Source organism: Lacibacter sp. MH-610, assembly GCF_045780045.1.
Classification (GTDB): domain Bacteria; phylum Bacteroidota; class Bacteroidia; order Chitinophagales; family Chitinophagaceae; genus Lacibacter.
In genome coordinates, this window is sequence record NZ_CP116002.1 from 2,080,272 (window position 1) to 2,100,881 (window position 20,610).

A 20,610-nucleotide genomic window follows, 5' to 3' on the forward strand; every position below is an offset into this window, starting at 1 on the left:
GTTCAAAGCTAATTACAAATGCTCAATACTCCGTATTTCAGTAATCTTTCCTGGTTTAACTGTGATGGTATTTTTCATTCCGTAAAATGGTACAGGCTCTGTACACCTGTTCGGCCAGTATCAGTCGTACCAGTTGGTGCGGAAAAACCAGTTGGGATAAACTCCATTTAAAATCGGCACGATTCAGTACGGCTTCATCAATACCATAGGCGCCGCCAATTAAAAACACGAGGTTCTTTCTGCTTTCATTGGTTCGTTTCATAATAAATTCAGCAAGCCCTTCACTATTCAATTGTTTACCTCTTTCATCCAACGCAATTAAATAATCATCTTTTTGCAGCCAGTTTAAAATCAATTCTCCCTCTTTCTTTTTTAAATCAGCTTCACTCAGCATGCCGCTGTTTTTAGGCAGGGGAATGATGGTCCACTCCACAGGAAAATAATTAGAGATGCGTTTCGTAAATTCTTCCACACCCGCTTTTACATAGGGCTCATGATTTTTACCAACACTCCAGAATTGAATTTTCATTTCAATATGTTAGGATAAGTTGTAAATTTCGGAACAACCAACTACACATGAGAAAAATTTATTTAGCAATTGTCTTGCTGTTGAATCTTAATGCATCTGCACAAGTTGCCAAGGCTCCGCTTAAAAAAGAAGGTGCAGGCCCTTACACACAACTGATTTTACGGGGAGTTACTATGATTAATGGTACGGGTGCACCGCCCACAGGTCCGATGGATATTGTGGTGGAAGGAAACCGCATTGTGCAAATTGCCGGTGTGGGCAGTGGTATGCCTATTAACGATTCAAGAAGACCTAAATTAAAAGAAGGCGGAAGAGAAATGGATCTTACCGGTCATTACATCATGCCCGGTTTTATTGATATGCACGGGCATATTGGTGGAACAGGACAGGGTGCTTATGCTGAATATGTTTTTAAATTATGGATGGCACATGGCATTACCACGGTTCGTGATCCATCCTGTGGTAACGGTTTGGATTGGGTGTTGGAAGAAAAACGGTTAAGTGCTGAAAATAAAATCACTGCTCCGAGATTGTTTGCTTATACGGCTTTCGGGCAGGGGAGCAAGCAACCGATTGCCACACCGGAACAGGCTGTTGAATGGGTTCGGCAAAATGCAAAGAACGGGGCTGATGGTATTAAGTTCTTTGGTGCCGCTCCTGAAATTATGGATGCCGCCCTGCGTGAAAATAAAAAGCTGGGCTTGCGGAGTGCCTGTCATCATGCACAAATGGATGTGGCCAGGTGGAATGTAGTGAACTCTGCCCGCAGCGGATTAACCAGTATGGAGCATTGGTATGGTTTGTCTGAGGCTTTGTTTACTGACAGAACCATTCAAAACTACCCGCTCACTTACAATTACAGTAACGAGCAGCATCGTTTTGAAGAGGCCGGCAAATTATGGAAACAGGCAGCAGCGCCTTACAGTGATCATTGGAATAAAGTAATGAACGAATTACTGGCACTTGATTTTACCATTGATCCTACGTTTAATATTTATGATGCCAACCGTGATTTGATGCGTGCCCGCCGGGCAGAGTGGCATGAAGATTATACCTTACCCAGCTTATGGAAATTTTATGAACCAAGTATGGTAAGTCATGGCAGCTACTGGCACAGTTGGGGTACAGAGCAGGAAGTGGCCTGGAAAGAAAACTATCGTTTATGGATGACGTTTGTAAACGAATATAAAAATCGTGGCGGTCGGGTAACGGCCGGTAGCGATAACGGATTTATTTACCAGCTTTATGGTTTTGGCTATATACGGGAACTGGAACTACTGAGAGAAGCAGGATTTCATCCGCTTGAAGTAATCCGTTCTGCCACCTTATACGCAGCACAGGCCTTGGGTGTTGAAAAAGACCTGGGCACCATTGAAGTAGGAAAGCTGGCTGATTTTGTGGTGATTGATGTAAATCCTTTGGAAAACCTCCAGTTGTTGTATGGTACGGGAGCTATCCGTCTGATGCCCGATGGAAAAATCATCAGGGCGGGAGGTGTGAAGTACACGATTAAAGACGGGATTATTTATGATTCAAAAAAATTACTGGCTGATGTAAAACGGATGGTAGATGAAGGAAAAAGCAAGACAGGTTGGAAATTAAAACAGCCGGGAATGGAATAAATTTCTGCAGAGTTTTGGGTGAAAAACCTCCAACCCTTATCTTTGCCGTCCCTTAAACGGGAATGGCTCCGTAGCTCAACTGAATAGAGCATCTGACTACGGATCAGAAGGTTTCAGGTTTGAATCCTGACGGAGTCACGAAGGCTGGTATTTTTACCGGCCTTTTTAATTTTATGTATACTGTTTACATACTTTATTCTGCAATACTCGGTCGATATTATGTAGGGTTTACTTCGCAATCAGTTCACGATCGTTTACAAAAGCATTTAGGTTCTCACAGTGGTTTTACATCTAAGGTTAAAGATTGGAAAATTGTTTTTTCAGAAAGTCATCAAACAAAGCAGGAAGCAACACAAAGAGAAAGAGAAATCAAAAGTTGGAAAAGCAGAAGGAAAATTGAAGAGCTTGTAAGCTCCACTGAATAGAGCACCCCGACATAGGGTCGGGGAGGTTTCAGGTTTGAATCCTGACGGAGTCACGAAAGGTCATCTTTCAAAAGATGGCCTTTTTTATTTTAGAATTCATTCAACTGATATTGAAAGAAGCTCAGGTTGATCAATGTCATTGTTTCCCTGTTTGAAGTTGGCATAATTTGCTTCCAAACGAAAGGATATGAAAAAGCTACTCATCATCCTTCTGGCCAGTGTACTCTTGGCCTCGGGCTGTATCTCTTCCGGAATCAGTTCTTTCTCCAACACGAAAGGCCAAGTGTCTTTTTTGTAGCGACAGTAAACAAATTGAACGGTTGGGTTAATAATGAATTGTGGTTCTTTAAATGCGGGTTTTAAACAAAAACTCCATCTCGAAAGATGGAGTTTTTTATAAAGAATTGTTCCATATTATTCAGATGACGGATTTAGCAGATGCTCTTCAATAATTTGTTTGAACACATGTTTAGGAAAAGCTCCCGGCTCCATAGAGGGTAAACCTTCCATAGGTATAAACAAAAACGAAGGAATACTTTGAATACCGAACACAGCCGATACTTCCATTTCTTTATCCGTATCTACTTTATAAATAGCAATCCTGCCTGCATATTCTTCTGATAATTGTTCTAACGCCGGTGCTACCATTTTACAGGGGCCACACCAGTCAGCATAAAAATCAATAATGGCAGGTTTGCTGCCTTTGTAATTCCATACTTTTTCGGTGCGGTAGTCAAATATTTTATCAATAAACTCTTCAGTAGTGAGTTTGATGGTGGCCATGATTTATTATTTTAGAAAGTAAAGTTAGGAGTAAAGCGGCAGGCGAAATGTGATGAAGGTTACATGAAACAGCAGTAATAAAAAAGTCAAACTGGTTGTTTTCAGTTTGACTTTTTTATAGGTATATCTTTTTTAATAATGCCAACGCACAAATGCTTCCATGGCAGCATACTGTGTTAAGCCCAGCTTACCATACAAATCAGCTGTTTCTGCATTGCGTTCTTCAGCACGCTGCCAGAACTCACGGCTGTCGCTTCCCTGGAAGGGCACCATATCTTTTTGCGATTGATGAATGAAAATACCAAAGCGTTTTTTCATCACCTGCTCCGGACTCATAGGAATGGCCATTTCAATTTCTTCCATTGCCCATTCCTGCCAGGCGCCTTTGTACAACCACAACCAGCAATCATTAATCCATGCATCACCTGCTGCTTTAATGCGTTTGAGTGATTCCAGCACCACGTTGAAACAAACGATATGTGTACCATGCGGATCAGCAAAATCACCGGCGCAATACACCTGTTGCGGTTGAATTTTACGCAGCAGCTCCATGGTGATTCTGATATCTTCTTCACCCATTGGTTTTTTCTCAATGGTTCCTGTTTCATAAAACGGAAGATTCTGGAAATGCCATTGTCCTTCTTTTAATCCTACATAACGGCAGGTGGCAGCCGCTTCGCAACGACGGATCAAACCTTTTACGGCACGTATTTCAGGGGTATCAACTTCATCTGCTTTTTTGTGCTGCAGGTAACCTCTTGCCTGTTGCAGAATTTCTTTTGACTTGGTGGCATCCATGCCAAACATATCTTCAAAGCCCACCGCAAAATCCATAAAGCGGGTTACAAACTCATCTGTTACCGCAATGTTACCGCTGGTTTGATACGCCACATGTACTTCATGTCCCTGGTCGTGCAAACGTTGAAAGGTGCCGCCCATGGAAATAATATCATCATCAGGATGTGGTGAAAAGAGAATCACTTTTTTGGGATAGGGGTTGCTGCGTTCCGGATGTGCGGGAATCACTGCATTGGGCTTACCACCGGGCCAGCCGGTGATGCTGTCACGCAGCATGTAGTACACCTGTAAATTAATTTCATAGGCATCACCTTTCTCTACCAGCAAATCACTCAGACCATATTCATTGTAATCATTGTTGGTTAAGCTCAACACCGGTTTGTTCAATTTCAACGCCATGCCCACCACCGCTTTTTTGATCATCTTGGGTGTCCACTCACACTCACCTGTAAGCCATGGACTTTTATAACGGGTAAGCTCAGCCGCTGCCATTTCATCCACCACAAAAGTTACATCATCATGATTCTGAAGTACAGAAGCGGGTACATGCTCTGTATCATCTCCTTCTACTGATTGCTGGATCACGGGAGCTTTGCTGGGGCCCCATGCCATGAGGATAATTCTCTTGGCTTTTAAAATGGTGCTGATGCCCATGGTTACCGCTAAACGGGGCACCTGGCTGATGTTGGCAAATTCATACGCATTAGCTAAGCGTGTTGTATTGGTAAGTGTTGTTAAACGTGTTTTGGTATAGATGCTGGAACCGGGTTCATTAAAACCAATATGGCCATTGATGCCTATGCCCAGTATTTGCAGATCAATACCGCCTTCTTCTTTAATGCGTTGTTCATACGCCGCACAATGTTCTTTCATGTGCTCTTTGGCAACGGTGCCATCCGGAATATGACAACGGGATTGATCAATATCCACATGATCAAACAGCTGAGTTCTCATGAAACGATGATAACTCTGGATTGCTTCTTTAGAAATAGGATAGTATTCATCCAGGTTAAAGGTGGTTACATTTTTAAAACTCAAACCTTCTTCTTTATGCAGCCGCACCAGTTCTGCATACAAACTTTTAGGGGTTGAACCGGTGGCCAGACCCAGCACACATTTTTCATTTGTAGCTTGTTTTTCACGAATGAGCTGTGCTATTTGCTGCGCCACATATTTTGAACCATCTTTTGCAGACGGATATATTTTGGTGGGAATCTTTTCAAACGAATCGAGCAAGTCGTGGGATTTGGTTAAAGGCATAATGTTGAAGTTGAGTGGCAAAGATAAACGTTGTGGGTTTTTAAAAAAATTAAGAAAGGGGACTAAGAGGTTAAAAGAGAAAAAGAGTAAAGGAGGAATACATTTATTGGAGTGGGCTGATGTGCAAGCGAGGGGTCGAATTTGCGAAGCACAGCCTGCACTGAACGAAGTGAATGTGTTCATCGTTCCGTTTTCCAATGATACCTCATCCTCCATATCCTTCTCCAAAGGCGAAGGAGCGGTACTGCATCACGCTTACAATCTTTTTGTTCTACAACTACTTGTTCCGATACTTCGGAATCTGCATTGAATCAATAATCAACACATATCAACCTGTTTAATATTAATCAAACACTCCGATAAGCGTAGGTTGTGCCTGGATTTTCCCTCTCCTTTGGAGAGGGATTAAGGGTGAGGTGAGTTCACCTGCACCTCACTCACAAACAACCACGCTTTATTACCCGCACCGGGATGACCTTCCGGTATAATGCCTTTGTTTTTGATGAACACTTTTACAAAGCGTGTTATTTGTACAGCAAAGTTGAGCTGCACTTTATTTTCATTCAGTACTGGTGGGCCCACATCTACAATGGCATTGAAGTTGATTCCATCCGCACTTGTTTGTACCGTAAAAGAAGAAGGAGGCCATATCCAGGAGCTGGGTTGTGAAAAGATATGAGCTGTTACATTGCTGATGGTATCTTCTTTGCCCAAATCGATCACTGCTTCACAATCGGTGCCGCTAAAACCAAGAATCTCATGCGCCCGTTCCCTGCCTTTTTCATTGATGATACCATTTACTAATGTAAACGCACCATCGCCGGGGTAGGAATTGGAAGGTGGATTAGTAAGGGTGATTTTTTGGCCGGTGGATTTGGAGAAGGTGAAAGTTTGAAAAATTGGTGTTCCAATAATTAATGATTTTTTTTGTGTAGGGTGAGATTTTGTAAGTAGTGCGACGTACTTTCCGCTTTGGGGAATTTCAAATGAATTAATAGTGCTAGTATAGTATGGTAAGTAACCCAATATGCTGTCTGATTCAGAGTTCATTTTCCTGACGATTACCTCAGTTCCCTGAACCTTACTTTTTATACTCCATATTATTTTTGATGATTCAGCTGAGACTTTCCCTTCTAAATCATAATACGCTTTACTATAATTCAATCCCATCATTTCATACTGCTTCATATGCACCGGTAATCGCTTTTCAAAATCTTCCCAGCTCTTGTTTTCTTTTGTACTCCACAACACTTCACTCAAGGCTGCCATGCGGGGAAAAATCATGTATTCAATCTTCTTCGTATTGTTCATGTATTCCGTCCACACATTGGCCTGTGCACCTAATACATACTTTCCTTCTTCTTCATTTAATTCTTTGGGCACAGGATCATACGCATACACGGCTTCAACAGGATTGTAACCACCAATAGTAACAGAATCTTCATTCTTGCTTTGTGTATGATCAAAATACACAGGTTTGCCCGGTGTCATGATCACCTGGTGCTTTTGTTTGGCTGCTTCAATACCGCCCGCCTCACCACGCCAACTCATTACAATTGCGTTGGGTGCCAAACCGCCTTCCAAAATTTCATCCCAGCCAATGAGTGTTTTGCCTTTACTGTTTAAATATTTTTCTATGCGTTGTACAAACCAGCTTTGTAGCTCATGCTCATCTTTCAACCCCAGATCTTTCATGCGTTGCTGACACCTTGGGCATTGCTTCCAATGTGTTTTAGGACATTCATCACCACCAATATGAAAGTATTTGGAGGGGAAGAGTGCTATTACTTCATCAATCACGTTTTGTAAAAACGCAAACACAGAGTCATTGCCTGCACAAAACACATCATCAAACACACCCCATGTTTCCTGCACTAATTTAATACGGCCGTTCTTTTGTTCTTCAATACTTTTTGCTGAAATCATGTTGGCAGGAATGGCCGTTGGTTTCTCCGGGAAACAACTGAGCCATGGATAAGCTGCAATTGCCGCACTGCTGTGACCCGGCATTTCAATTTCAGGGATCACTTCCACAAAACGTTCTTTGGCATACTGCACTACTTCTTTGATTTGCGCCTGTGTATAATAACCTTCATGCGGTTTGTTGTCATTTCCTTTGCCGGGATAACGACCGATGATGGTTCCGTTTCGTTTGCTGCCTACTGTAGTGAGTTCCGGATATTGTTTGATCTCAATCCGCCAGCCCTGGTCTTCTGTTAAATGCCAATGAAATTTGTTGAGTTTGTGATAGGCAAGGAAATCAATATACCGTTTAATAAAAGCAATGGGTTGATAATGACGTCCGATATCTAAGTGCATACCACGGTATTGGAAACGAGGTTCGTCTTGAATGGATAATTGAGGAATGGATAATTTATAAATTCTCAAAGAAGAATTAAAATTTGCTGTTGGCAATAATTGAAGCAACGTTTGCATTCCATTAAATGTTCCGCTGTACGTATCGCCTGAAATTTCAATGCTGCTGATGTTTACATTCAAATCATATTTCCCCTCTGTTCCCGGTTGAATAAATTTCTTAGTTGAAAAGCGAATGAAATTCTTTGTTGATGTTTTAACTATCTTAAGTTGAAACCCATAATAAGTTCTCAAATGTTGATTAAAAAATGATGCCGATTCTTTTTCACTACCATCACCCAATACAATCACAGTTGTTGGTGTGATTAAAAAATTTCCTTGCTTTATTTCTACGAGCCGGGGCTTTGGAATGATATTTATTTCCTGCGCATTTAGAAAAGCAAAACTCAATAAAGTAGTAAGCAATAAAAGCAATCTCATAACATTTTTTTTAGATGTCTAAATGTACAACCAGAATCTTTTCTAACCGCAGAGAAAAGAGAGCGCAAAGAAAAACGCAGAGGCTTTCCTCTGCGTTTTTCTCTTTTTCTCAATTCTCTGCGGTTGATGTCTTACTTCAACACCGGCAGTACAATATTCGATGCATTCTTCCCATCATGCCAAATCTGAATTTTGCTCTTGATATAATCCTTTGCATCCGCTTCATAAATATTGATGAACTGCTGTGGGTTTCTGTCAACTAATGGAAACCAGCTGCTCTGGATCTGGATCATGATACGGTGACCTTTTTTGAAGGTATGTGCCACATCCGGTAATTCAAACTTCACTCTTTCAACAGCATTGGGTTTAAACGCTGTCGGGTTTTCAAAACTGTTGCGGAAACGACCACGCATTACTTCGCCACGTACCAGCATTTGATAATCACCCATAGGATAGGAGCTTACACCCTGTCTGCCTTGCTGCATACTTTCACCGGGATAACGGAAATCACTCGGGAACACATCAATCACCTTCACCACAAAATCAGCATCAGTGGTTGAAATGCTGGTGAGCAAATCTGCAATCACTGTTCCTGCTAATGTTACATCTTCTGTTAATACATCAGTTTGAAAACTCAATACATCGGTTCTGCGGTTGGCAAAACGCTGATCATCGGTCATGTAAGCAATGGTGCGGTTAAAATGTACATCTTCCGTATATGGAACGGGTTTCATTGGATCGCTTACATATTCTGAGAAACTTTTTGCTTCTGCAGGTTTGCTCCAGCTGAGTTTGCCATTGTTCTGCAGGTACATGGGCGTCATTTGCACATTGGCAGCAGGCCATTGATTGAAATTGCGCCATTTGTTTTCACCGGTAAAGAAGATCGTTGCCTCTGCTAAATCATCAATATTGGCCTTGCCTTCCAGGTGATGCATGAAGAAAGGCATTTCAATTTCATTCTGATAATGTGCAGAAGTATTGCTGCCAAATTTCACATTGCCCAACTGGCTGCCATCACCACGGCTCCACTGACCATGATACCAGGGACCCATCACAATACGATTATTATTCTTCGCTTTCTTTTCTATCGCTTCATAAGTTCGCCATGCACCAAAACAATCTTCCGCATCAAACAATCCGCCCACCACTAACGTAGCTGTATGACTGGGGATGTTGTTTACAAAGTTGCGGATGTTACGGGCCTTCCACCAATCATCATAGTTGGGATGTTTGTACATTTCATGCCAGAACTTAATACTGTCGCCAATTAAACGTGCCAGTTCTTTGGTGCTTCCTGCTTCCAGGTAAAATTTATACGCATCTCTTGTTGGGAACTGAAAACCCGGCGAACCAACTGAAGTAGGCTTGGGTCTTGGTTTACCAAAGGATGAATAAAAACTGAAACCATCCATCTGGAAGAAAGCGCCATTGTGATGAAAATCATCACCCATGAACCAATCGGTAACCGGAGCCTGCGGACTAACGGCTACGAGTGACGGATGATTACTGCAGGCAGCAATGGTAGAATAAAAACCGGGATAGGATATACCGAAGATGCCTACTTTCTTATTGTTGCTTGGAAGATTCTTTACCAGCCAATCAATGGCATCGTAAGTATCACTGGCTTCATCAAATTCTTTGTCTTTTTTATTGGGGTTGAAAGGTCGTACATCTTCAAACTCACCTTCACTCATCCAGCGGCCACGTACATCCTGGATGACGATGATGTAATTGCGGCGCATGTAATAACGCCAATGACTGTCCCAGAAAGCACGGTAATTATTTTCACCATAAGGGGCACAACTGTAGGGTGTACGGTTCATCAAAATGGGATGTGCTTCGCTGTTATCTTTCGGCATATAAACAGAAGTAAACAGTTTAGTGCCATCTCGCATCGGCACCATGATTTCTTTCTTAATGTAGTTGTCCCTGATCCATGCCGAATCCAGCGGGTTGGCTGTTTGCGCATGCAGGGTTGGAATAAGGGAAAAGAGGAAAAAAATAAAGACAAGCTTTCTCATGACATATGGTTTAGAGTTGAAAGATATTGAAATCAAAAGAATGGCTCACGCCATTTATCAAATTTGTGTGTAACAGGGTGGAATGCTGCTATGAGTCTGCCGTTGCGTCGCACTCTTGTACTATCGATTCTTTACTGATCATTTTCAATTCAGTACTCCGCTAAAGGTGTCTGACATCTGCGATGTCCTGACACCGAGGCACTTTAAGTTTCGGAATCGGTGTCAGTACGCTGTAGGCGTCAGACACCTTTCAATGAAATTTTTAAAATTTTTTCTCCTCAATCACATGCCATTTGCCCTCCTGTAATTTCAGCAATGAAATTTGATCCGCTATAAACGATGCTGCATAATCTTCCTTAGAGAAATGTTCCCATGCTTTTAAAAAAGCCGATGGACTCATATCCCGGTTGGCAATGGTGACATGCGGGTGAAAAGGACGGTTGTCTGTTTTAACAGCGGCAGGAAATTGCTGTTGAAAATGTTCAGTTGTTTCAAACTGCAATCGGGCTAATGATTCATTGGCTTCTGTATGCACAAACAGGACTCTGTTGCTGAAATGATCAAAATTGTTCAGCCTTATTTCAAAGGGTAACAATTCTGTTTGAAACTGTTTTGTTGTTTCTTTTAAAGTCTGTTCCAGTTCTTCTTCCAGCCAGAAAGGAGCAATCAAGGTTAAATGAGCGGGTGATTTTAAAGCAGCTTTGCATCCAAACCTTTGCCGCATCCAATGTTTGTATTGCAATACTTTTTCATCAATTTCCGGTGGACAAACCACCGCCACATAATACATCCTGTGGATATTATTGAGTTCTTTTGTTTGCATGCTGCCAATGAAGTTACTACCTTATCTCATTCTTTCACCCAAAATCAATCAATATGACAGCCGCAAAAACCGTTTTGTATTTTGGATTTTATCTCTACCTCACAGGCATTACCTTGCTTGTTGTACCCAATTTTTTATTGTCTACTTTTCAAATGCCGGTAACGGAAGAGGTGTGGATTCGTGTAGTGGGAGTATTAGTGCTGGCCATTGGTTTTTATTACCACCAGGCTGGCAGTAAAAATATAACAGCGATGCTGCCTTTAACAGTAGTAGCCCGGATTTTTGTGTTTCTTTCGTTTGCAGTGTTTGTATTACTCCAATTTGTTTCACCAATGCTCCTTGTGTTTGGTGTTGTTGATTTGCTGGGTGCTGTGTGGACCTGGATGGCATTAAAGAAATAAGTGTCTGGCCACTATGAGTGGCCTGACACTTACAATAATTTCGGGATCTCTTTTACAAATGTAACAATGCTCATCCAGAGCATTATTGCCACAACCAACCATCCGCTCCATAACAGCCACTGCGGATGTTGATAGTGTGGTACTTTCTTTTTCATCATTACCCAAAGCATTAAGCCCAGTGAAAAAGGAAGAATAAATCCATTCAATGCACCAACTACCACGAGAATGAGTACCGGCTTTCCGATCCATACAAAAATCAATGTAGAGATAATGATAAATACAATCGTTGTTGTTCTTGTATTCTGATTAAAAACGGGATGCAATGTTTTCAAAAAACTGATGGAGGTGAATGCAGATCCAACAACAGATGTTATGGCAGCACTCCACAGCACCACACCAAATATTTTATAACCGGTGTTGCCTAGTGCTGATTGAAAAACGGATGCAGCAGGGTTGGATGCATCAAGAGTAGCGCCACTCATCAACACACCTAATACTGCTACAAATAATAAAACCCGCATGCAGGCTGTAATGATAATTCCGCTAACAGCACTTTGTTTTACTTCCTGCATTGTAAGTTGTTGTTTTGATTCCAGGAGCCTGTGTGCGCCGGCAAATGTGATGTATCCGCCTACGGTGCCACCTACCAATGTTACAATAGAAGTGAGATTGATAGTAGATGGAAGTATTGTTCGTTGTACTACTTCGCCGATGGGTGGCTGTGTGGTTAAGGCTACATACAACATCAAAACAAGCATTACAAGACCCAGGATTTTCACAAACCAATCCATGGCTTTGGCAGCATCATTCACAAGAAATAAAACAATAGCAATGACAGCACTGATAATGCTTCCTGTTTCCACACTTATAGGAAACAATATGTTCAAACCTAAGCCACAACCACTGATGTTACCAATGTTAAAGGCTAAACCACCCATACAAATTAAAACCGTGAGTACATGACCGCTGTAAGGCATAACCTGGTTGGCCAGTTCTGATGCTTTCTGGTTGTTAGCCGTAAGAATTTGCCAGATGTTCAACTGTGCAATGATATCAATTACAACAGAAACAAGAATCACAAAACCCATACTGGCCATGAGCTGTTGCGTAAACACTGTTGTTTGCGTAAGAAAGCCGGGCCCGATAGCAGATGTAGCCATGAGAAAAGCAGCACCAAGACCAATGCCACCTGTTGCTGAAGAAAAATATTTAAATGGCTTGAATGACAATGCCGTGATTTTTTAACTGTTCATGAATCTTTGTACAAAAGGCGAGTGCATGTTTTCCATCGCCGTGCAGACAAACCGTATCTGCTTTTAACGGAATTACTTTTCCGGAAATTGCAGTAAGAGTTCCCTGTTGTATCATTTGTAAGGCCTGTTGCACCGCTTTATCTTCATCCTCAATCAACGCATTGGGTTGGGAGCGTGGAGTGAGGCTTCCATCATTCCTATAAGTTCTGTCAGCAAATACTTCATGTGCTGTTTTTAATCCAAGCAGTTCTGCCTCTTTTAATGAAATGCTCCCGCTTAAACCAAATAAAATTAATGAGGAATCAAAATCTTTTACAGCTTTTGCAATGGCAGAAGCTATGATTTTATTTTTTGCAGATTGATTATACAAAGCCCCGTGTGGTTTTACATGATGCAGTTTTGTGTTGAATTTTGCAGCAATGGTTTGAAGTATTTGCAATTGATCAATAACACAATCATATAATTCCTGCTCAGATAAATTCATTTCCGTACGGCCAAAGTTTTCTCTGTCGGGCCATGAAGGATGAGCGCCAATAGCTACGCCATGCTGCAGACAAAGTTCAATGGTTCGTTTCATGGTACTTTCATCACCGGCATGAAACCCACAGGCAATATTGGCACTGCTGATGAGCGGAATAATCTGTTCATCAGTGTTCATGCCTTCACCTAAGTCGCAATTCAAATCAACCTGCATAGAACTGTTGCGTCGTTTTTTGTAAATCGTTGATGTACTTTGTTTGCTGTACGAGAAGTTCTTCCGCTTCTTTCAAGCTTACTTCTTCAAATGTAATGGTATCACCCGGTTTCTTTTGCGCCAATATCCTTAAGTCAGCGTTGATTACCTGCAACACCCGTGGATAGCCGCCCACGGTTTGTGCATCTGCCATTAGTACAATCAATTCACCTGATGATGTGAGTTGTACAGTTCCTGTGGTTACCGGTGAAGAAATAATATCGCAGGATTGACGGGCCCTAAGATCATCAGCTTTTAAACGATAACCCATCCTGCTGCTTTGCGGTGAAATGGTAAAGGGTTGCTCCCATATCATTTGTTGAGCTTCTTCTGTAAGGTAATGCCACTCAATACCTTTTACTACCCTGATCTTTATTGCTGTTACATAACCCGTATCAACGTTTAACTGTAAACGTACCCGGTTATTTAAAACAGTTTGTAAATGTATTTGGGCGGCGTTCAATGCGTGTTGTTGACAAAGTACATCTTCTTTTTTCAATACCCTTCCTTTAAAACCTCCTGCGCTGATGGTTAGGTCAGTTGAACAGCTACCAAGAAAATCTTCTGCTTCAAAGCCTCCGCCAACAGCCATGTACAGGCGAAAACCGGGTATTTGTTTTTTTAGTTCAATCGTAGTTCCTTCTTTAATCAACAGGCATTCAAACAAGGGTAATTCGTTTCCATCAGCTATTGGTTGTAATCCGCCTCCTGTAAATGCCACCAGACAATCTTTCATGATTCGAAACAGGTGCGGGGCTTGTGTTATTTCGAGTACCGGGGTAGTTGCTTCATTGCCAATAAGCAGGTTCGCTAATTTCATCGAATAGTCATCCATGACACCTGTTTGGGGAACACCATACTGCAGATGCCCTTGCCTTCCTGCATCTTGTATGGTAGTGAGGAAGCCACATTGCTCTATCCGAATGATTTGTTTTGCTGCTTCCGGCTTTTTTGTAGTAGTCGAATGGTAGTTGATGGTTACTTTTTTCTCACTTGTATTCGTATCAGAATATTGTTCAAATTCTTCTTTGGTAATAGGAATAAATTGTACCTGATCACCTGCTTTTAACAGGAATGGGTCAGGTTTGGTACGATCAAATAATGATAATGGTGTTCTGCCGATAATATTCCATCCTCCGGGAGTAGCAAATGGATAAATTCCTGTTTGCGATCCGGCAATAGCTACAGCGCCTGCTTCTACTTTTAATCTTGGTGATGATTTTCTTTTGGTTATCAAACGCTCATCTAAAGTACCCATGTAAGGAAAACCGGGCTTGAAGCCGGTCATAAACACCTGATAGATTTTATTGCTGTGCAGGTGAATGATTTCTTCGATGGATAGTTGCAGGGTTTCTGATAGATCATGCAGATCAATTCCTAATGATTTATCATAGCATACAGGAATTGTAAGAACTGTTGATTGCTTTTGTGAGGGAACAGGCGAAGCTGTTTTAAGTATAGTGTTAATGAACTGTTCAACCGTTTCAGCAATAGTGCCATTTTTCTTTTCAATCAGCAACGGGTTGTAATAAACAGCCAGGCAATTATACGCAGGTACCGTTTCTATGAGTCCATTAAAAGGATTGCTTTCGATTTTGTTTTTTGCCTGCATTACCTCCTCATGCAGTGGCAGACTGATTTCATGGCCTAAGGAAATCAGCAAAACTGTTTCAGAGAGATGGTGGCAAGTGTATAAATGCATGCGCTATGAAAATACAAAAGCTCTAACAAAAAAAGGCGTTTCATGCGAAACGCCTTTGTATTATTCAAAATTCAATCTTAATCTACTACTGATATTTTAATAAGGTTGGTAGGCAAGTGCATTTGTACAGGGGTGCTGCCAGTGTTCACTACGATGTCTCCTGATTCCACAAAACCTCTTTCCTTTAAAATATTGATCTGGTCAGCAATAATATCATCAACACTCACTTCTTCAGCATAATAAAACGCACGGGTACCCCAACTTAAGCTCAACTGGTTTACAAGACTTCTCTCTTTTGTAAAAATAAAGAGCGGTGCTTTCGGACGGAAGGAACTTAACATGAACCCTGTATAACCGCTTTGTGTCATACCAATCAATGCATGTGCATTTACATCTTTTGCAATTTCGCAGGCATTGTAACAAATAGCATCACTCAGGAAAGAAGGAGAGTGGGGCTGGGGTTTCAGATCTTCTTCACGATCATAGCGGTAATAGTTACTCTGTTCTACTTCTTCAATAATCTTGCACATGGTTTCTACAACCAATGAAGGGTGTTGACCCGTTGCTGTTTCACCACTCAGCATTACTGCATCAGCGCCTTCCAGTACCGCATTGGCAACGTCTGTAATTTCACTGCGGTTTGGTTTTACACGGTCAATCATGCTTTCCATCATCTGTGTAGCTACAATTACAGGCTTGGCACGATGGATACATTTTTTAATGATCTCTTTTTGAATCAATGGTACCTGCTCCACCGGCAGTTCCACACCCAGATCACCACGGGCAATCATAATGCCATCGCTTTCAAGAATAATATCACGAATATTATTGACTGCTTCCGGTTTTTCAATCTTGGCAATGATTTTTATTTTGCTTTTACGCTCATCAATTTTATTACGGAGGATAATGATGTCCTTTACATTACGAACAAATGAAAGCGCTACCCAATCCAGCTGCTGATCAATGATAAACTCCAGATCAGCCAGATCTTTTTCTGTTAAAGCCGGCAATGAAATTTTTGTATCCGGTAAGTTGATTCCTTTTTTGGATGAAAGTCTTCCTCCCAGTGTTACCTGTACCTGTACATCATTGGTTTTGGTAATTCCAACCACTTTTACTTCCAGTTTGCCATCATCAATTAAAATGATATTGCCGGGCTTTACGTCTTTATGCAGGTTAGGATAGGAAACGTAAATTTTTTCTTTTGTACCCACCAGTTTTTCATTGGTGAAAGTGAGGATGTCGCCTTCAGCTACGTCTATGCCGCCGCCTTCCATTTCACCTACACGTAGTTTCGGTCCCTGTAAATCACCAAGGATAGCAATATTATAAGGCTCAGTAGAATTGATTTTACGGATATGTTCAATAATCTTTGCCTTGTCTTCGTGTGAACCATGTGAGAAATTTAGGCGGAATACATTTACACCTGCTTTCACCAGTTCCAGGAGTTTTTCATACGTATCACACGCAGGTCCAACAGTGGCTACAATTTTAGTGCGATGATTCATGTGTTTAATGCCCGCTTCTTTATCCATATCTGTGTGCAGGTACTTGGCAACGTTCTTACTCATATTAAAAATTTGAAGATTTTGAATTTAAAAATTTGAAGATTACTTAGTTCTACCCTCAAATTTTTTCCCTCTGATTTCTGATTTGTTTAGGTAACTGATAAAATTTGCTATATGTGCTGCAAGGTTTTCATACGCTGCAATAAGCGGCTCAACGGTTTCCTTTTGTGCATACCTGTAATCAATAGATCGATACAATTGTGAACGTGTTTCACCTGTGGAGCCTTTGGCATAGGTAAGATGATTTACAAATTCAAATTGACTTCCTCTTTCAAATCCTTCCGCTATGTTATCCATTGCTGATCCTGCTGAATCATTGATTTGCGATACAAAACGATAGTCTTTTGAGAACAGTTCCGTTTCCGTCAGTCGTTTAATTTTCTCGGCAAGAACTCTGGCAGATTGCCATATCGGCAAATCTTCAAATCGTTTATATGTTGGCATAGAAGAATATTCAAATTTTCAAATGTCAAATTTTCAAATCTTCCTAATGTCAGCTTGCCAATATCTTCACCACCCTCATCCATTCATCACTGATCTTTTGTTTGGCTTTGATGGCTTTGTCTAATGGGGTCATATGAAGTTTGTTATTCACAACTCCAATCATATTGTTATGCTTTCCTTCTAACAGAGCTTCTACGGCTGCAAATCCCAAACGGCTTGCAATTAAGCGGTCTAAGCAGGTGGGTGAACCGCCACGTTGAATATGCCCGAGAATACAAACTCTTGTATCCATATGCGGCAGACGACGTTTGATAACAGCAGCTACTTCATTAGCGCCACCTGTTTCATCACCTTCAGCCACAACAATCATGTTCACTAATTTTTTACGGCGTTCCTTTTCTTCCAGAGAATCCACAACCGCCTCAATATCTGTTTTGGTTTCAGGAATTAAGATATGTTCAGCGCCGGTAGCAATACCACTGTGTAAGGCAATATAACCGGCGTCACGCCCCATCACTTCAATAATAAAAAGACGGTCATGGGCATCTGCTGTATCACGAATCTTATCTATGGCTTCAATGGCTGTATTCACAGCGGTGTCAAAACCAATGGTAAAATCGCTTCCGGCAATATCTTTATCAATGGTGCCCGGCAAACCGATGCAGGGAATATCAAACTCATTGGCAAACTTCTGTGCTCCACGAAAGCTGCCATCACCACCAATAATTACCAATCCGTCAATGCCATGTTTTTTGAGATTGTCGTATGCTTTTTTACGTCCTTCCGGTTCAAAAAATTCCTTACTGCGGGCTGTTTTCAGAATAGTACCGCCCCTCTGTATAATATTGGCAACACTGCGGCTGTGCATGGGAATGATATCATCTTCAATCATTCCCTGGTAACCACGCATTATGCCGAACACTTCTAAATTGTAATAAAGGCCTGTACGAACTACAGCCCTGATAGCGGCGTTCATACCCGGGGAATCACCACCACTGGTAAGTACGCCTATTTTCGTTACTGTCTTGCTCATTTGGTTTTTTGCTTAGTCAGTCCCGGTTTCCTGCAACAATTGTTTAAACAAAAGAAATTCAGGATTTTGAGACGGGCTCAAAAATACGGAATTGATTCTTAACAAGTGTTCGTGAACGAATCAAACGATTGCAGTATCTTAGGTTGCAAAAATTTCAAAAAATGAAACGACTGTATTTTGTACTGCTGGCTATCTGCCAGTTTGTAATTACAAACGCACAATTGAAATATCCCGTTACCCGAAAAGTGGATACGGTAACTAATTATTTCGGAACCATGGTTGCTGACCCCTACCGCTGGCTGGAGGATGATAATAGCGCTGAAACCAAAACATGGGTAGAAGCACAAAACAAAGTAACCTTTGAATACCTGAATAAAATTCCGTTTCGTGAAAAGGTAAAAGCAAGATTAAGTGAGATGTGGAATTACCCACGCATCAGTTCTCCTGACAAAGAAGGGGCGTATTATTTTTTCTTTAAGAATGATGGCTTGCAGAATCAAAGTATTATGTACCGGCAAAAAGGTCTGAATGGCGAAGCCGAAGTTTTTATGGATCCTAATAAACTTTCTGCTGACGGAACTGCTGCATTAGGCGGCACTTCTTTTTCAAAAAACAGTAAGTACATGGCTTATACCATTTCACAAAGCGGCAGCGACTGGCAGGAGATTTATGTAATGGATGTGGAAACAAAACAATTATTGACTGATAAAGTAAAGTTTGTAAAATTCAGCAGCCCCCGTTGGAAAGGTGATGAAGGATTTTATTACAGCAGGTATGCTGAGCCGGATGAAAAAAGCAAGTTGAGCAAACAGAATCAATTTCACCAGGTTTGGTATCATAAAGCAGGTACAGCACAAAGTGAAGATGTGTTGGTTTATAAAGATGATACACATCCATTCAGGATTATCAATGCCGGCTTAACTGAAGATGAACATTTTTTAATATTGAACAGCATAGAGGGCTCAAGTGGTAACGAGGTGCAGATTAAAGATCTCAAAAATGATAAGTCGGTTTTTAAAATGCTTATTCCCGGTTTTTCAACGGAGAATACTGTTATAGATAATTTGGGTAACAAATTATTAGTTCATACCAATGATGGAGCCGCTAATTATAAAGTTGTTTTGATTGATCCTGAAAACCCGGATCCGAAAAACTGGAAGTTGATGATTCCTGAACGAAAGGAAGTGCTGCAAACAGTAACTACAGGTGGAGGTTACTTGTTTTGTTTTTATTTAAAAGATGCAAATACTAAAGTGTATCAATATACTTACGATGGCAAATTGGTACGTGAAATACAATTACCCGGCATTGGCAGTGTAGGAGGATTTACAGGGAAGAAAGAAGACAAAGAGTTCTTTTATGTTTTTACTTCTTTTAATGCACCTCCTACCGTTTACCGTTACAATATTGCAACAGGAGTATCAACCTTGTTTACAAAAACGGAAACAAAATTTAAAAATGAAGATTATGAAACGAAGCAGGTATTCTTTACAAGCAAAGACGGTACTAAAGTGCCCATGTTTCTTACATACAAAAAAGGCATGAAGCTCAATGGTAATAATCCGGTGCTCCTATATGGATATGGAGGCTTTAATTTATCTGAAACGCCCCGTTTCAGCATCAGTAATGCATTCTGGATGGAACAGGGTGGAATCTATGTTGTAGTGAACCTGCGTGGCGGCAATGAGTATGGTGAAGCCTGGCATAAAGCTGGCATGCTGGCAAACAAGCAAAATGTGTTTGATGATTTTATCGGGGCAGCTGAATATTTAATTGCTAATAATTATACGAACAAAGGAAAGATTGCCATACGTGGCGGCAGCAATGGAGGTTTGCTTGTAGGTGCCTGTGTGACACAGCGTCCGGACTTGTTTAAAGTAGCCTTACCTGCTGTAGGTGTAATGGATATGCTCCGTTATCATTTGTTTACTGTGGGCTGGGCGTGGGCTGCAGAATACGGAAGAAGTGACAGCGCTGAACATTTTAAGTTTCTTATCAAATATTCTCCCTTGCATAACTTTAAAGATGGGACAGCTTATCCTGCTACTTTAGTCACTACTGCTGATCATGATGACCGTGTGGTGCCGGCTCATAGCTTTAAGTTTGCAGCACGTATGCAGGAAGCTCATCGTGGAGATAACCCGGTGCTGATCAGGATTGAAACAAAAGCAGGTCATGGTGCCGGCAAACCCACCAGCAAACAAATTGAAGAAGCTGTTGATATGTGGAGTTTCGTGATGTATAATATGGGAATGGAAATGAAATGATTCAAAAAGCCCTGCAACTTTGCAGGGCTTTTTGCTCGTGGATAGATTTTAGTTGTTGCTTTCGCATAAAGCTTTATTTTGTGTATATCAAGTATTCATAAAAAGGACTGTAGAAGTTGAAAATAAAATCCTTCTGCTTTTATGAATCT

General features: G+C 41.2%; 16 protein-coding genes and 1 tRNA gene. 5 read left to right on the forward strand and 12 right to left on the reverse strand.

The features are described from left to right. Positions 1–55: 55 nt before the first annotated feature. Entirely contained in the window at positions 56–529 is a 474-nt protein-coding gene (locus tag PDL71_RS09575) for a 23S rRNA (pseudouridine(1915)-N(3))-methyltransferase RlmH (protein WP_407520347.1), read from the reverse strand. Between the two features lie 47 nt (positions 530–576). Between PDL71_RS09575 and PDL71_RS09580 the strand changes: the two genes are divergently transcribed. The 3 genes from PDL71_RS09580 (at position 577) to PDL71_RS09590 (ending at position 2,576) form a co-directional block, all read left to right on the forward strand. Next, entirely contained in the window at positions 577–2,151 is a 1,575-nt protein-coding gene (locus tag PDL71_RS09580) for an amidohydrolase family protein (RefSeq protein ID WP_407520349.1), read from the forward strand. 64 nt (positions 2,152–2,215) lie between these two features. Continuing rightward, positions 2,216–2,289 (forward strand) — tRNA-Arg (locus PDL71_RS09585). Then, entirely contained in the window at positions 2,271–2,576 is a 306-nt protein-coding gene (locus tag PDL71_RS09590) for a GIY-YIG nuclease family protein (RefSeq protein WP_407520351.1), read from the forward strand. Before PDL71_RS09585 ends, PDL71_RS09590 begins: the two co-directional genes overlap by 19 nt. 414 nt (positions 2,577–2,990) lie before the next feature. Here the strand turns inward: PDL71_RS09590 and PDL71_RS09595 are convergent, their stop codons facing one another. From PDL71_RS09595 to PDL71_RS09615, 5 genes are all read right to left on the reverse strand, one after another. Then, a complete protein-coding gene (locus PDL71_RS09595; RefSeq protein WP_407520354.1) occupies positions 2,991–3,359 on the reverse strand; it encodes a thioredoxin family protein in 369 nt (122 codons plus the stop codon). 132 nt (positions 3,360–3,491) lie between these two features. Next, a complete protein-coding gene (gene nagB / locus PDL71_RS09600) occupies positions 3,492–5,417 on the reverse strand; it encodes a glucosamine-6-phosphate deaminase (protein WP_407520356.1) in 1,926 nt (641 codons plus the stop codon). Positions 5,418–5,822: 405 nt separating this feature from the next. Beyond that, complete coding sequence (locus PDL71_RS09605; RefSeq protein WP_407520358.1) at positions 5,823–8,213, reverse strand: beta-N-acetylhexosaminidase; 2,391 nt, start codon at positions 8,211–8,213, stop codon at positions 5,823–5,825. Between the two features lie 131 nt (positions 8,214–8,344). Then, positions 8,345–10,237 carry a CocE/NonD family hydrolase gene (locus PDL71_RS09610; protein WP_407520360.1) on the reverse strand — a complete coding sequence of 631 codons (1,893 nt, stop codon included), beginning with the start codon at positions 10,235–10,237 and terminating at the stop codon, positions 8,345–8,347. 262 nt (positions 10,238–10,499) lie between these two features. Then, a complete protein-coding gene (locus tag PDL71_RS09615) occupies positions 10,500–11,060 on the reverse strand; it encodes a 2'-5' RNA ligase family protein (protein ID WP_407520362.1) in 561 nt (186 codons plus the stop codon). Between the two features lie 53 nt (positions 11,061–11,113). On the opposite strand from PDL71_RS09615, the gene PDL71_RS09620 reads away from it, so the two are divergent. Then, positions 11,114–11,461 carry a hypothetical protein gene (locus tag PDL71_RS09620; RefSeq protein WP_407520364.1) on the forward strand — a complete coding sequence of 116 codons (348 nt, stop codon included), beginning with the start codon at positions 11,114–11,116 and terminating at the stop codon, positions 11,459–11,461. Positions 11,462–11,490: 29 nt separating this feature from the next. On the opposite strand, the gene PDL71_RS09625 is transcribed toward PDL71_RS09620, so the two are convergent. The 6 genes from PDL71_RS09625 to pfkA form a co-directional block, all read right to left on the reverse strand. Next, the gene (locus PDL71_RS09625) at positions 11,491–12,690 is read right to left on the reverse strand and encodes an NRAMP family divalent metal transporter (RefSeq protein ID WP_407520366.1); all 1,200 of its coding nucleotides are present in this window, start codon (positions 12,688–12,690) and stop codon (positions 11,491–11,493) included. Then, positions 12,671–13,408: a 5-oxoprolinase subunit PxpA gene (pxpA, locus tag PDL71_RS09630; RefSeq protein ID WP_407520368.1), complete on the reverse strand. Its 738-nt coding sequence runs from the start codon at positions 13,406–13,408 to the stop codon at positions 12,671–12,673. Before pxpA ends, PDL71_RS09625 begins: the two co-directional genes overlap by 20 nt. Then, entirely contained in the window at positions 13,398–15,149 is a 1,752-nt protein-coding gene (gene pxpB / locus PDL71_RS09635) for a 5-oxoprolinase subunit PxpB (RefSeq protein WP_407520370.1), read from the reverse strand. The genes pxpA and pxpB overlap by 11 nt, the downstream gene beginning before the upstream one ends. A gap of 77 nt (positions 15,150–15,226) precedes the next feature. Further along, positions 15,227–16,720 (reverse strand): pyruvate kinase, encoded by a 1,494-nt coding sequence (pyk, locus tag PDL71_RS09640; protein WP_407520373.1) that lies wholly within the window; start codon positions 16,718–16,720, stop codon positions 15,227–15,229. 39 nt (positions 16,721–16,759) lie between these two features. After that, complete coding sequence (locus PDL71_RS09645; protein ID WP_407520375.1) at positions 16,760–17,161, reverse strand: four helix bundle protein; 402 nt, start codon at positions 17,159–17,161, stop codon at positions 16,760–16,762. A 49-nt stretch (positions 17,162–17,210) separates the two neighbouring features. Further along, positions 17,211–18,194 carry a 6-phosphofructokinase gene (gene pfkA, locus PDL71_RS09650; protein WP_407520378.1) on the reverse strand — a complete coding sequence of 328 codons (984 nt, stop codon included), beginning with the start codon at positions 18,192–18,194 and terminating at the stop codon, positions 17,211–17,213. Positions 18,195–18,355: 161 nt separating this feature from the next. Here pfkA and PDL71_RS09655 point away from each other — a divergent pair, with 161 nt between their 5' ends. Further along, on the forward strand, positions 18,356–20,461 hold the full coding sequence (locus PDL71_RS09655; RefSeq protein ID WP_407520380.1) for a prolyl oligopeptidase family serine peptidase: 2,106 nt from the start codon (positions 18,356–18,358) through the stop codon (positions 20,459–20,461). Positions 20,462–20,610 lie beyond the last annotated feature (149 nt).

Excerpts from the sequence above, each read along its gene's own strand:
- PDL71_RS09575 (WP_407520347.1), bottom strand. The coding sequence starts at position 529 with ATGAAAATTCAATTCTGGAGTGTTGGTAAAAATCATGAGCCCTATGTA.
- PDL71_RS09580 (WP_407520349.1), top strand. The coding sequence starts at position 577 with ATGAGAAAAATTTATTTAGCAATTGTCTTGCTGTTGAATCTTAATGCA.
- PDL71_RS09595 (WP_407520354.1), bottom strand. The coding sequence starts at position 3,359 with ATGGCCACCATCAAACTCACTACTGAAGAGTTTATTGATAAAATATTT.
- nagB (WP_407520356.1), bottom strand. The coding sequence starts at position 5,417 with ATGCCTTTAACCAAATCCCACGACTTGCTCGATTCGTTTGAAAAGATT.
- PDL71_RS09605 (WP_407520358.1), bottom strand. The coding sequence starts at position 8,213 with ATGAGATTGCTTTTATTGCTTACTACTTTATTGAGTTTTGCTTTTCTA.
- PDL71_RS09610 (WP_407520360.1), bottom strand. The coding sequence starts at position 10,237 with ATGAGAAAGCTTGTCTTTATTTTTTTCCTCTTTTCCCTTATTCCAACC.
- PDL71_RS09615 (WP_407520362.1), bottom strand. The coding sequence starts at position 11,060 with ATGCAAACAAAAGAACTCAATAATATCCACAGGATGTATTATGTGGCG.
- PDL71_RS09620 (WP_407520364.1), top strand. The coding sequence starts at position 11,114 with ATGACAGCCGCAAAAACCGTTTTGTATTTTGGATTTTATCTCTACCTC.
- pxpA (WP_407520368.1), bottom strand. The coding sequence starts at position 13,408 with ATGCAGGTTGATTTGAATTGCGACTTAGGTGAAGGCATGAACACTGAT.
- pxpB (WP_407520370.1), bottom strand. The coding sequence starts at position 15,149 with ATGCATTTATACACTTGCCACCATCTCTCTGAAACAGTTTTGCTGATT.
- pyk (WP_407520373.1), bottom strand. The coding sequence starts at position 16,720 with ATGAGTAAGAACGTTGCCAAGTACCTGCACACAGATATGGATAAAGAA.
- PDL71_RS09645 (WP_407520375.1), bottom strand. The coding sequence starts at position 17,161 with ATGCCAACATATAAACGATTTGAAGATTTGCCGATATGGCAATCTGCC.
- pfkA (WP_407520378.1), bottom strand. The coding sequence starts at position 18,194 with ATGAGCAAGACAGTAACGAAAATAGGCGTACTTACCAGTGGTGGTGAT.
- PDL71_RS09655 (WP_407520380.1), top strand. The coding sequence starts at position 18,356 with ATGAAACGACTGTATTTTGTACTGCTGGCTATCTGCCAGTTTGTAATT.